General features: G+C 61.0%; 11 protein-coding genes. 3 read left to right on the forward strand and 8 right to left on the reverse strand.

Annotated features, from left to right (window positions below; genetic code table 11):
• Nucleotides 1-245: 245 nt before the first annotated feature.
• The 5 genes from JZY08_RS20700 to JZY08_RS20720 all read right to left on the reverse strand — a co-directional run bounded on the left by JZY08_RS20700 (nt 246) and on the right by JZY08_RS20720 (nt 7,160).
• Nucleotides 246-2,363: a heavy metal translocating P-type ATPase gene (locus JZY08_RS20700; RefSeq protein WP_216331577.1), complete on the reverse strand. Its 2,118-nt coding sequence runs from the start codon at nt 2,361-2,363 to the stop codon at nt 246-248.
• Nucleotides 2,364-2,558: 195 nt separating this feature from the next.
• A complete protein-coding gene (arcC, locus tag JZY08_RS20705) occupies nt 2,559-3,470 on the reverse strand; it encodes a carbamate kinase (protein WP_112585244.1) in 912 nt (303 codons plus the stop codon).
• A 2-nt stretch (nt 3,471-3,472) separates the two neighbouring features.
• On the reverse strand, nt 3,473-4,474 hold the full coding sequence (gene argF / locus JZY08_RS20710) for an ornithine carbamoyltransferase (RefSeq protein ID WP_077546194.1): 1,002 nt from the start codon (nt 4,472-4,474) through the stop codon (nt 3,473-3,475).
• Between the two features lie 10 nt (nt 4,475-4,484).
• The gene (locus JZY08_RS20715; protein WP_112585249.1) at nt 4,485-5,711 is read right to left on the reverse strand and encodes an arginine deiminase; all 1,227 of its coding nucleotides are present in this window, start codon (nt 5,709-5,711) and stop codon (nt 4,485-4,487) included.
• A 12-nt stretch (nt 5,712-5,723) separates the two neighbouring features.
• On the reverse strand, nt 5,724-7,160 hold the full coding sequence (locus JZY08_RS20720; RefSeq protein ID WP_112585251.1) for a YfcC family protein: 1,437 nt from the start codon (nt 7,158-7,160) through the stop codon (nt 5,724-5,726).
• Nucleotides 7,161-7,500: 340 nt separating this feature from the next.
• Here JZY08_RS20720 and JZY08_RS20725 point away from each other — a divergent pair, with 340 nt between their 5' ends.
• The 3 genes from JZY08_RS20725 (at nt 7,501) to JZY08_RS20735 (ending at nt 9,397) form a co-directional block, all read left to right on the forward strand.
• Nucleotides 7,501-7,968, forward strand: coding sequence for a DUF305 domain-containing protein (locus JZY08_RS20725; RefSeq protein WP_216331578.1), 468 nt, complete (start codon nt 7,501-7,503; stop codon nt 7,966-7,968).
• 81 nt (nt 7,969-8,049) lie between these two features.
• Nucleotides 8,050-8,517 carry a hypothetical protein gene (locus JZY08_RS20730; RefSeq protein ID WP_112585253.1) on the forward strand — a complete coding sequence of 156 codons (468 nt, stop codon included), beginning with the start codon at nt 8,050-8,052 and terminating at the stop codon, nt 8,515-8,517.
• Nucleotides 8,518-8,719: 202 nt separating this feature from the next.
• Entirely contained in the window at nt 8,720-9,397 is a 678-nt protein-coding gene (locus JZY08_RS20735) for an NrsF family protein (RefSeq protein ID WP_112585255.1), read from the forward strand.
• Between the two features lie 75 nt (nt 9,398-9,472).
• Here the strand turns inward: JZY08_RS20735 and JZY08_RS20740 are convergent, their stop codons facing one another.
• The 3 genes from JZY08_RS20740 to JZY08_RS20750 form a co-directional block, all read right to left on the reverse strand.
• Nucleotides 9,473-10,747, reverse strand: coding sequence for a cyclopropane-fatty-acyl-phospholipid synthase family protein (locus JZY08_RS20740; protein WP_112585257.1), 1,275 nt, complete (start codon nt 10,745-10,747; stop codon nt 9,473-9,475).
• A gap of 137 nt (nt 10,748-10,884) precedes the next feature.
• Nucleotides 10,885-11,541: an isoprenylcysteine carboxylmethyltransferase family protein gene (locus tag JZY08_RS20745; protein ID WP_077546200.1), complete on the reverse strand. Its 657-nt coding sequence runs from the start codon at nt 11,539-11,541 to the stop codon at nt 10,885-10,887.
• A 21-nt stretch (nt 11,542-11,562) separates the two neighbouring features.
• Nucleotides 11,563-11,835, reverse strand: coding sequence for a DUF2933 domain-containing protein (locus tag JZY08_RS20750; protein WP_112585259.1), 273 nt, complete (start codon nt 11,833-11,835; stop codon nt 11,563-11,565).
• Nucleotides 11,836-12,043: the final 208 nt, after the last annotated feature.

A 12,043-nucleotide genomic window follows, 5' to 3' on the forward strand; every position in this document is an offset into this window, starting at 1 on the left:
CGAGCGATCGGGCATCGTCGACATCCGCAGATTGGGCGAAACGAAGAGCTGGCCGAATCTTTCGGGCATTCGAGGCCACCCTGCACCAGCCATCGCTGGCGAGGTCAATGGTGAGGATGCGCGAGGGTAAGCCTCGTCAACAAGAATCCGATCCCCCGTGCCATTTGAGATGTCAGGAACGGTGACGGCCAGGAACAGGCTGAGGCCTGGCTGGTCTGGCGAGCGGCTCAAAGAGCGGACACTTGTCATGAAGCGGCCTTCATGCCTTGGCGCCTGTAAAAACGCAGGAACTGCGCATTGATGGCAACGATGATGGTGCTGGCTGACATGAACACCGCGGCTATGGCCGGCGTCATCAGAAAGCCCGTGCCGAACGTGATGCCGGCGGCCATCGGGATGGCTATGGTATTGTAGCCGGTTGCCCAGATGAGGTTCTGCACCATCTTTCGGTAGGTCGCACGTGACAGACCGAGGATTGCCGCGACATCGCGCGGATCGCTCTTGACGAGCACGACATCCGCCGACTCCACGGCCACATCCGTGCCGGCTCCAATGGCCACGCCGAGGTCCGCCTGGACGAGCGCCGGTGCATCGTTGACGCCGTCACCGACCATTGCCACCGAGAGGCCCCGAGCCTGAAGCTCCTTGATCTTGTCGGACTTCTGATCGGGCAGAACCTCCGCGAAGTACTCGGCGATCCCTAGTTCCTTCGACACGCTCTCGGCTACACCCTTTGCGTCGCCCGTCAACATGACTGATTTGATGCCGAGCTGGGTGAGTTCCGCGATGGCGTCTTTCGATTCCGGTCGGACGATGTCGGCGAGCGCGAAGAGCGCACGCGCTTCGCCGTTGCGCACCAGCGCCACCACCGTTTTGCCCTGCGCTTCGAGCTGCTTCAGCCTTTCATGTGTGATGGGTTTGCCCTGTCGTGCAAGATGGCCGGGGCTGACGATGCGAATGTCCTGCCCGTCGACCTTCGCGACAATGCCTTCGCCCGTGATATTGCTCACCTCGCTGGCTTTCTCAATGTTGATATTCCTGCGTTTCGCTTCAGCCACGATGCCGTGAGCGATCGGGTGCTCGGACTGACTCTCAGCTGCCGCGGCAAAGGCAAGCTCGGCGTTCTCGTCGCCACCCGCGAGCAGCACGACGTCGCTGACGCCGAAGCGCCCCTCGGTCAGTGTGCCGGTCTTGTCCAAAACGACTGCCTGGAGATTGCGGGCACGTTCGAACGCCGCCCGGTCACGGATCAGAAGACCATTGCTGGCGCTCAGCGATGTGCTGACGGCGACCACCAGCGGCACGGCAAGCCCAAGGGCATGCGGGCAAGCCACGACCATCACGGTGACCATGCGTTCCAGTGCGAACTCAAGCGGCGCGCCAAGCCAAAGCCACCAGACGAACAGCGTTCCGAAGCCGACGACCAGGGCGATGTAGGTCAGCCAGGCGGCCGCCCTGTTGGCGATATCCTGTGTCCGCGAACGCGTTGCCTGGGCTTTCTTCACCAGATCGATGACCTGAGCGAGATAGGTCGCATCGCCTGTCTTCGTCACTTTGATGGTCACGGCGTTGGCGCCGTTGATCGCACCGCCGATCGCCGTTGCGCCGACCGTCTTGGTGACGGGACGCGATTCGCCCGTCAGCATCGCCTCGTTGAAGCCGGACGAGCCCTCGACGATTTCGCCGTCGACCGGAACCTTGGCGCCCGGGCGGACGATGACGCGATCACCGGGCTTGAGATCGGAGATCGGTACCTCGTGCATCTTGCCGTCGTCGTCGATGCGGGTCGCGCTATCGGGCAAGAGGCGAACGAGCTCTTCCAGGGCACGCGACGCGCCCATCACGGAGCGCATTTCGATCCAGTGACCGAGCAGCATGATGGCGATGAGGGTGACGAGCTCCCAGTAGAACGCTTCGCCCGGAAAACCGAACGTGACAGCGGCGGAGAAAAAGTACGCAGCCGAGATCGCCAGCGCGATGAGTGTCATCATGCCGGGCTGCCCCTTGCGCAGCTCGGAGAAGAAACCGGTCAGAAAGGGCCAGCCACCATAGAAGTAGGCGATGGTCGACAATGCGAACAGGACCCATCCGTCGCCTGGGAAGGAGAGCACGTCCGAGAGCCCGAGCCAGTCTCTTATCATCGGAGAGAGCAGTAGCACCGGAGGGGTAAGCACGAGGGTCACCCAAAACCGGCGGCGAAAGTCCGCGACCATGGCGCCGTGATCGTGGCCGGCGTGATCCGAATGGCTGGACCCTGCCGCAGAAACGATGCTGGAAGCACCTTGCCCGGCTTCCTGCGCTGCTTCGCCGGTTGCATGATGGTTATGATTCCGGTGATCGTGATGGGAGTGCGGTGAACTCATTTTTCCTCGTCCGTATGAGCCCGTCCAGACGTCCATCACAGCGGGCTACAGGGGTTCTGCCGCACTGATCAAGGCTTTGGAAGAGACAATGTTTAGATGTGCAACCTCGCCGCCAAACGCGCGTGAATCTTTAATCCAGATCAAGTTCTGGCTTCGCGCGGCATCAGCGTAGCGTGGGAAGCGGTCGGCCAACCACTATGCCGACTTGACGATCGTGCCGGCTTTGCCCTCCAGAATCGCGCGGGCATCTTCCAGGCGTCCGATGCCCGCGATCCGGCCGGGTGTCCCGGCGAACTGGCAAGCGGCTTCCACTTTTGGCCCCATGGACCCGGGCGGAAACGCAAAAGCCGCCAACTCGGCCGGTTGCGCCGCTCGAACCGGACGCTGTTGTGGCGTGCCCCAGTCGAGATAGACGGCATCGACGTCGGTCAGCATCAGGAATGCATCGGCGGCGAGGTCCGCGGCGAGCAGGCCGGCAGCACGATCCTTGTCGATAACGGCCTCCACGCCCTGAAGGCCGCCCGAGATGTCCCGAATGACGGGAATACCACCACCACCGACGCAGATCGTCACCACACCAGCATCGACCAGCAGGCGGATTACCTCCATCTGGACGATGCGTTTCGGCAGGGGTGACGGCACCACCCGCCGCCACCGCCCGGGCGCCTCTTCTGTCATCGGCCAGCCATGCGCAATGCGTGCGCTCTCGGCTTCTGACCAATCGTAGATCTGACCGATAGGTTTTTCCGGCCGGCCGAAGGCGGGATCGTCCGGGTCAACCTCGATATGGGTCAGCAATGTCGCCAGCCTTGCGGCTTGCGGAAGCGCATTGGCCAGTTCCTGCTCGACCAGATAGCCGATCATGCCGATGCTCTCGGCACTGATGACGTCGAGGGGGTAGGGAGCAATATCCTTCAGCGCCGCCGCCTGAAGGGCAAGCAGACCGACCTGCGGTCCGCTTCCATGCGCCACGACGATGTCGTGATGCGCGGCAAGGTCGGCAAGCGCCGCCGCAGCCTTGCGCACATTGGCGCGCTGCACCTCCGCCGTCATAGGCTCGCCTCGCTTGAGAAGGGCGTTGCCGCCCAGCGCAACAACGACCCGCATGATCACACTCCCAATGTGGCGACGAGAATCGCCTTGATTGTATGCATGCGGTTTTCCGCCTGGTCAAAGACGATGGAAGCATGCGACTCGAAGACTTCTTCCGTCACTTCCATGCAGTCGATGCCGTATTGCTCATAAATCTTCTCACCGATCTCGGTCTCGCGGTTGTGAAAGGCCGGAAGACAGTGCATGAACTTGGCGTGGGGATTGCCCGTGGCGCGCATCAGATCGGCGGTGACGCGGTAGGGTGTCAAAAGCCTGATGCGCTCGTCCCAGACCGAATCAGGTTCGCCCATCGAGACCCAGACATCGGTATAGACGAAGTCGCACCCTTTCGACGCTTCCTGAGGATCCTCCGTGAGCGTAATCCGTGCTCCGGTCTTCTCCGCCACGGCCCGGCATTGATCGACCAACGCCTCGTCCGGCCAACACGTCTTCGGCGCACCAAGCCGCACGTCCATGCCGATCAACGTCGCTCCGGTGAGGAGCGAATTGCCCATATTGTTGCCGGCATCGCCGAGGAAGCAGAAGGAGAGTTGCGACAGGTGCTTGCGCGTGTACTCGCGCATGGTCAGAAAATCGGCGAGAATCTGCGTCGGATGGAACTCGTCCGTCAGGCCATTATAGACAGGCACGCCGGCATGAGCGGCGAGTGTCTCGGCCTGTACCTGGCCAAAGCCGCGATACTCGATACCATCATACATGCGTCCAAGCACCCGGGCGGTATCCTTCATCGACTCCTTCTTGCCGATCTGCGTTCCTGACGGGCCGAGATAGGTGACATGCGCACCCTGATCGTAGGCGGCGACCTCGAAGCCGGTCCTGGTACGCGTTGAATCCTTCTCGAAGATCAGCGCGATGTTCTTTCCTTTGAGCCGTTGCTGTTCGTAACCGCCATACTTGGCCTGTTTGAGCGATGCGGAGAGCCGCAGCAGAAAACGGATTTCGTCCGGTGAAAAATCGAATAGCTTGAGCACGCTGCGGCCGACAAGATTGACGGGCATTCTTTCCTCCCTAGATCGGATCGCGGATCAGCGGACAAGTCATGCAATGGCCGCCGCCTCGGCCGCGGCCGAGCTCGGCGCCGGGCACCGTGATGACCTCCACGCCAGCCTTGCGCAGTTGCGTGTTGGTATAGGTGTTGCGGTCATAGGCAACGACCACGCCAGGCTCGAGGGCGACGACATTGTTTCCGTCGTCCCATTGCTCGCGCTCGGCCACATAGGCATCACCGCCAGTCTGCACCACCCGCAGCTTCTTGAGGCTGAGCGCCCGCGCCACAACCTCCGTAAGATGGCCCGTCTCCTGCCGCACGTCGATTTCCCCGGCCTTCGCACCCGGCCGCAGCGAGTAGGCGGTGATGCCGTCCACAACGTCCGAAAACAACGTCACCAGGTCGCGATCGCAAAAGGTAAACACGGTATCGAGATGCATGGAGGCGCGCTCGACGGGCAGTTTGCACGCGATGACGCGTTCAGCGGCCCCTTTGGCGAACAGGGCGCGCGCGATCTGCCCCACGGCCTGCGGCGTGGTGCGCTCTCCCATACCTATCAGCACGAGGCCGTTTCCAAGCGGCATGACATCTCCGCCCTCTGCGGTAGCCAGTCCGTAGTCCTCATCCGGGTCGCCCCACCAGACAGGAAAGCCGGCGTTGCGAAAGTCCGGATGAAAACGATAGACGGCGGCAATGTTCACCGTCTCGAGCTTGCGGGCATTCCAGCGCATGGGGTTGAGCGTGACACCGCCATAGATCCAGCACGTCGTGTCGCGCGTAAACAAATGGTTCGGGAGCGGGGGAAGCAAGAAATCCTGCGGCCGCAGGACCGGCGCCAGCACGCCGGTTGGCGCGACCGGCAGTTCCGCCCTGCTCATGCCGCCCATGAGGATGAGCGACAGATCGTCGGAATTGATTTCCATCAGGTGGGCGCAGAGATCGTCGGCAAGCCCGACACCCACAGTGTTCACGTTGACCCGCCGCTCCAACAACCAGCGGCGCGCCTCCATATCCTGCATCGTCTGCGCCAACGCCTCGCGCAGGAAGACGACTTCGCTGCCGCGATGGCGGATCGCATCGACGAACGTCATGTGCTCGACACGGGCCTGCTTGACCCAGATAACGTCGTCGAAGAGCAGTTCATGACAATTGCCAGGGGTTAGGCGGGTAAGGGCTGCGCCCGGCCGGTCGACCAGAACGCGTCTGAGCTTGCCGACCTCGGAATGAACGCCGTAGGTAATGGTCATCCTGGTTCTCCTTCAGGCAGCGAGCAGCACGGCTGCGCTGAGGCTGGCCATGATGATGACGGTGAGTATGAGGAGCAGCGGCGCCATGAATCGGAGCCAGCGCTCATAGGGGACGCGGCCGATGGCGAGCGCGCCCATCACCACGGCAAATGTCGGGTTGATCAGGTTCACCAGGCCGTTGGCCGATTGATAGGCGGTGACGACGAGGTTGCGACCGACCCCTGCGAAGTCCGCGACGGGTGCCATGATCGGCATCGACAGAACGGCCAGCCCGGAGGAAGACGGCACGAAGAAGGAGAGTAGGACATTGATCCAGTAGATCACGTTGATGAACGCGACCTCTCCCAGTCCCGCAACCGAGAGTTCAGCCCAGTGCAGGATCGTATCGGTTATCTTTCCTGCATCCATGATCACGACGATGCCGCGCGCGAGGCCGATGATCAGCGCCACACCCAGAAGGTCGCGCGCCCCGTTGACGAAGGCGTCGACGAATTTCTCCTCGCCAGGACGCGCGATCAGGCCAATGAGGATTGCCGAGGCCAGGAAAAGGCCGCTCATCTGGCCCATCCACCATCCGGCCCGCAGCACGCCCCAGATCATGACCACGAAGGTGAGTGCGAACACCACAAGCACGACCTTGTGCAGGCCGGTAAATTCAAGTGCCTCGCCGCCATGTGCGGCAAGAAAATGCGCCTCGTTGTCCGCCTTGCGATCATAGACGAGGGAGCGGCTGGGGTCGATCCGGACGCGCTCTGCATAGCGCATGACATAGATGACGCAGGCGAGCCAGGAGAGCCCCAAAATGACGAAGCGCAGCACGATTCCCTGGGTGAAAGGGATACCCGCGGCGTCGGACGCAATGACTGTGGCAAAGGCGTTGACCGTGGAGCCCAACACGCCGACGCCTGCACCAAGCAGGATGATCGCCACCGCGGTCACGGCATCGTACCGCGCCGCGATCATGATCGGGATCAGGAGCACATAGAAGGCAAGCGTCTCCTCAGCCATGCCGTACGTCGTGCCGCCGAAGGCGAACAGCGCCATAAGCACCGGGATCATCCACTTCTCGCGGCCCTTGAGTGACCTCATGGCACTGCTGATACCGGAGTTGATTGCTCCGGTGGAGGCGACGACACCGATGAACCCGCCGATAATGAGCACGAAGAGCGCAACGTCGATGGCGTTGGCCGCATTGGTCACGGGGTTATAAAGCCCGCCGATTGGGGCCATGATGACGTCGAATACGCCCTGCGGATCCGGTTCGCTCACGGTATATGTACCGGCGACTGGAACTTCGCGGTCCAGTGCGGGGTTTTGCACCCGTTGGTACTGGCCGGCCGGAATGATCCAGGTCAGCGCTGCGACGAGCACGATAAGTCCGAACAGAATGGTGTAGGCGGTTGGAAACCACCATTTCCTTGCTTCGGTCGCCGACGATGCGATGCTCATGGTACGCCCCCCTTCTTGTGTGTTGTCACCGTCACCCTGGCTAACCTGTGAGGCGATCGCATTTGAACCTGAGCGTGTCGGGAACCCGCGGATGGCCACCCACGTCGTGCGCAGAGAAGGCAAACGCGGTCGCTCGAAGACCATATCGGTGATCTTCTGGTCGAAGCGCCCGCCATTCCTTGATCGAAGTTAAGTTCGCCTGCCGCGCATCGGCCTATGTCGAACCACATATCGATTGGACGCAATCGTGGATCTACACGGCAGCGGCACAACGGATCCGGTCGACACATATGCATGGAATGCAGATGCGCGGCCCATCGCAACAGCAAGGAGGCTCGACATGCAGCCCAGAATGAGAACGATGCTGGCACTTGCGCTGGTGTTCGCACCGGCAACGGCGTTCGCGCAGAATGATGCGCACCATGACACCCGACCGGCAGGCGAACAGCCCCCGTCAGCAACCATGAGCATGCCGCAACAATGCGCACCGATGATGGAGATGATGGAAAGCATGATGGGCGACCACATGTCGGCCTGCCTGGCATCGCTGCCGCACGCCTCGCAGGCCTACATGCGTGCCATGATGGGCATGCACGCACCGATGATGGAAGCGATGCAGTCGACGGATCCGGATGTCGCATTCGTCAAAGGGATGATCCCGCACCATCAGGCAGCCATCGATATGGCCCGGGCCGTTCTTGAGCTTGGGACCGACCATCAGACCAAAGCCTGGGCGCAGCAGATTATCGCCGCGCAGCAGACCGAAATCGATGACATGCGTCAGTGGCTGCGGCAGCGCGGCGAATAGATGCGGAACGAACTTGTCATGGCGTCAAACCCCCACAAGGATCGCGGAGCCTCACGGAAGTTCGCTGTCGGAGTAGATCACATGGCGGTAAGGGCATGGCTGCGGAGTTCTGGTGTGCTGATCGCGATGATGCTCGCGCTCGGCACCGCAATGGCAAACGATGGCTATCAGAAAGCGGGCGGCCTTGCCGTTTACCTTGGCATCGTCCCGGCCCCTGTCGTCCGGGGTCATCCGACCGGTCACCCGGAAAGCACAATGCACGGCGGGCCTGGAACCGCGCGGCATCAGCAACACCTCGTCGTCGCCGTTTTCGACGACCAGACAGGCGCACGCGTGGAGAACGCGAGCGTGTCCGCAACCATCAGCGGCCTGGGTCACGTTGGCCAGCAAACCATCCAGCTCGAGCCGATGAAAATCGAGAACACGATCACCTACGGTGGTTTTGTCACTCTCTCGGGAAACGATCGCTACGACATCGCCGTCGAGATCACCGTTCCGGGACGTTCGCGGCCGATCTCGGTGACATTCTCCAGTGATCATGTTCAATAAAGCGAAAAACAGGCGCCAGGCCTTTGCTGCAGCAAAGCCCATTCCAATCTGTTGGAATTCGGATCGGAAGGTGTGGCAAAGGTAACAATTTGCCGTTCTCCTGCGAATGACACATCGAACCCTCGTGCGGCGGCCCTTCATCTGAACCACCCGCCCTGGAGTATCAGCCGGCGATGGGCGCGGCTTTCAGTGGAAACTGACGATGACGCGGCGGCGACTACGAACGGAAGATCTGATCGACAGGCTTGCGGCGGATATAAGGCCGCGACACGTTGAAAGCCGAATCCGAACCCGCCGGCTCTGCGCCGCCGCCATCCTTGCGATCATGGTGCCGGCGCTCCTCTTGGCGCGGCCGCTTCGTGCCGATCTTCCCTCTCGATTGGCGGACGGTATGTTTGTCACCTCAGTTGCGACCTCGGCGATGATCTTTGTCACTGGTGTGCTGGCGCTTTTGATCGTGCGCATCTCACCGCTATCCCGGTCCTGGCTCCTCCTGCCCCTGATCGCCCTGGGACTCTGGCTCGTGTCGGAATTTACCAGCATCGCCCTCGACGTCTCCCGGGAGGGTTGGCGTGCTTTCGCCTTCGAGACGAGTCCACAATGCCCGCTCGTTATCGGGATCGTCGGAATTCCGATCTTCTTCGCGATGCTTGGCCTCGGCCGGATCGGCCTGATCCTGTGGAGGGGGCCGACAATCGCGGTCGCCGCTCTGTCAGCCTTTTCCCTGCCTGCAACCATGTTCAATCTGTTTCATGGCCTGGACACCGGCGCGATGGTCCTGCTTTGGCATTTCGGCGCGATCGCAATCTTCTCCATGACGGCGGCCTTTTTGCTCAATCGGCGTATTCCTCGCATCGTGTGCGACTGGCTCGCGGTATGATCAGCGAAGCGCGCGACAAAAGATGAACTGGATCAAGGGGGCACAAGCAGCCGTTTACGGCGAGGCAATGGCTTTTCAGCCGACCGCCACGCATGAGTGTTCCTGTGCCGACTCACATTCCGGCTGTGTGGTACTGACCGCCTGCAAGCGACGCTCTTCCCGCTCGATATAACCCCGCGTCAGCGGGACGGCGTCCTGTCGCCTGGCGATCTGGATCTGGAACACCATCATCCCCTGATAGCGGAAAGCGAGTTCCGAGACGCCGAGATAATACTCCCACAAGCGCGCAAAGCGCTCATCGAAGAGATCGACCGCCTCAGTGCGGCGGGCGAGAAATCGCTCGCGCCAATGTCTGAGCGTTTCGGCATAGTGAAGGCGCAGGATCTCGACATCGGTGACCACGAGCCCCGCCCGCTCGATCGCCGGCAGGACCTCGGAAAGAGCCGGTATGTATCCGCCCGGGAAAATGTATCTGGCGATCCACGGGTTGGTGAAACCCGGCGGATCGGAGCGGCCGATCGAATGCAGCACGAAAACGCCTTCATCATCGAGCAGATCGCGGCATTTTCGGAAGAACTCATCGTAGTGATTGACGCCGACATGTTCGAACATACCCACTGACACGATCCGGTCGAAACGTTCGTTCACGTCCCTGTAGTCCTGCGATCGGAATTCCAGACGCGCCGGATCTGAAGCCGCCGCTGCCCGCCCCCTAGCAAATTCGAGTTGTTCGCTCGAAAGCGTGATCCCGGTGACATGGGCGTCGAAAGCCTCAGCCAGGTAGAGCGCCAGACCGCCCCAGCCGCAGCCGATGTCGAGCACGCGCGCATGACGACCAGGCAGGAGCTTAGCAGCAATGTGGCGCTTCTTGGCCTGCTGCGCCTCATCCAAAGACATGTCTGCTCTTTCGAAATAGGCGCAGCTGTACTGCATGTCCTTATCGAGGAAGAGTTCGTAGAGCTTGCTGCTGAGATCGTAGTGATGAGCAACGTTTCGCCTGGATTTCTGACGGACGTTTTTCTGCACCCGCCGCCGGAGAGCAAAACGCAAGCGGGAGAGTATCTTTGTCGTGATCGTCGCCGCGTCGTTCTGGTCCTGGGACAGAAGCAGCTCGAGCACCTCCGTGATGGTACCCTGTTCGATGATAAGGTCGCCGTCGACGAAGGCTTCGCCAAGCCGCAACTCGGGATCGAGCAGAACCCGACGCTGCGCCGCGGCGGTTCTGAACCGCACTGCCACCGCCGGACCGGCCCCGTCACCGAAGCTCCTGGTGACCCCGTTGGCGGTTGTTATCGTGAGAGTTCCGGTTTTGACGAGGCGACGAAGGGTTTTGAAAACAAGGGTATCCATGACGGGGCTTTCTAGTCAACGTTGGTATATCCCGACTAGAAAGCGTGCGATCCCGCCGCAGACTTTAACGTGGGTTGAAAAGGGTGAGCGATAAAGCCATGATCGATAGAAAGACGAACAGTCGCCCGCCATCTTGATCACCCGCTCGCTTTGGCGCGTCGCGCCGACAGGCGGGGAATGAATGCCGGCACTTCCCGCATATAGCGCGCATAGGCGTCGCCGAATTCGGCAAGCGACTCGCGTTCTTCGTGTTTGGAAAGGCGCCAATACATGAAGACCAGGACGGGGAACATCGCAAGTGTGAGCAGGGTTGGCCACTGCAGCAGGAAGCCGAACATGACCAGAACGAAGCCGACATATTGTGGATGCCGAACCCAGGAATACACCCCCGAGGTGGCGAGCGTGCGCTTGCGTTGCGCTTCGTAGAGCATCTTCCACCCGGCCGAGATGAGGACAAAGCCGCCGCCGATGAAGACAAAACTCAGCAGGTGGAACGGACCGAAATGGGGATTTGAGCGCCAGCCGAACAGCTCCTCGAGCAGGTGACCCGCGTCGTGGGAGAGCCAGTTGACGCCCGGATAGCGGGACTGCAACCAGCCGGAGAGCAGGTAGATCGTCAGGGGGAAACCGTACATTTCCGTGAACAGCGCCACGATGAAAGCACTGAAGGCGCCGAAGGATCGCCAGTCCCGCGGCGTGGATGGCTTGAAGAAGCTGAACGCGAAGAAGATGAAGACGATCGAGTTGAGGATGACGAGGGACCACAGGCCGTACGCGGGAATGTCGTCTTGCATGGCGCTCTCCTGGATGGAATTTCAGTGCTGATGCGGCGACTGCTGTCGCGCGGACGAGCGGTCGTTGCCGCCGCCATGCCCACTATGTCCGCCATGCTTGCCGTGCATGAAGACATGCAGGAGGGGGCAGGCAAGGATCAGCAGCCAGGGCAGCCAGCCGAGCAAGTGCGCGCGGTGTTCCGTGAGGAGATAAAATCCCGCGATCGCGAGGAAGCCGTAAAGGGCGATGTTGGCGGCGCTGAAACGCCCCCCCGGGTTCTCGTCTTTATGCAATTGGTCTCGGTTTGTTTCCATGGTGCTTCATCCGACAGTTTGAACACGTCGATTGCTCCGCGATGCCGGTCGAATGTTGAGGCCAGTCCGCAGGAAGGTGCTCTTCTTGGCCCGGATGATGCTGTGACAGATGTCTGGAATCTTTGATGTGAGTTAAGTTTCAGATTGCTCCCCGGCGAACCAGGCGATGCCTCGCTTCCGAAAGCAAGTCAGGTATTCGATGTTCTGA

Source organism: Rhizobium sp. X9 (assembly GCF_018873185.1).
Classification (GTDB): Bacteria; Pseudomonadota; Alphaproteobacteria; order Rhizobiales; family Rhizobiaceae; genus Agrobacterium; species Agrobacterium oryzihabitans.

Bases quoted from the DNA above. Each gene is read 5' to 3' on its own strand.
- JZY08_RS20700 (WP_216331577.1), bottom strand. From the start codon at position 2,363: ATGAGTTCACCGCACTCCCATCACGATCACCGGAATCATAACCATCAT.
- arcC (WP_112585244.1), bottom strand. From the start codon at position 3,470: ATGCGGGTCGTTGTTGCGCTGGGCGGCAACGCCCTTCTCAAGCGAGGC.
- argF (WP_077546194.1), bottom strand. From the start codon at position 4,474: ATGCCCGTCAATCTTGTCGGCCGCAGCGTGCTCAAGCTATTCGATTTT.
- JZY08_RS20715 (WP_112585249.1), bottom strand. From the start codon at position 5,711: ATGACCATTACCTACGGCGTTCATTCCGAGGTCGGCAAGCTCAGACGC.
- JZY08_RS20720 (WP_112585251.1), bottom strand. From the start codon at position 7,160: ATGAGCATCGCATCGTCGGCGACCGAAGCAAGGAAATGGTGGTTTCCA.
- JZY08_RS20725 (WP_216331578.1), top strand. From the start codon at position 7,501: ATGCAGCCCAGAATGAGAACGATGCTGGCACTTGCGCTGGTGTTCGCA.
- JZY08_RS20730 (WP_112585253.1), top strand. From the start codon at position 8,050: ATGGCGGTAAGGGCATGGCTGCGGAGTTCTGGTGTGCTGATCGCGATG.
- JZY08_RS20735 (WP_112585255.1), top strand. From the start codon at position 8,720: ATGACGCGGCGGCGACTACGAACGGAAGATCTGATCGACAGGCTTGCG.
- JZY08_RS20740 (WP_112585257.1), bottom strand. From the start codon at position 10,747: ATGGATACCCTTGTTTTCAAAACCCTTCGTCGCCTCGTCAAAACCGGA.
- JZY08_RS20745 (WP_077546200.1), bottom strand. From the start codon at position 11,541: ATGCAAGACGACATTCCCGCGTACGGCCTGTGGTCCCTCGTCATCCTC.
- JZY08_RS20750 (WP_112585259.1), bottom strand. From the start codon at position 11,835: ATGGAAACAAACCGAGACCAATTGCATAAAGACGAGAACCCGGGGGGG.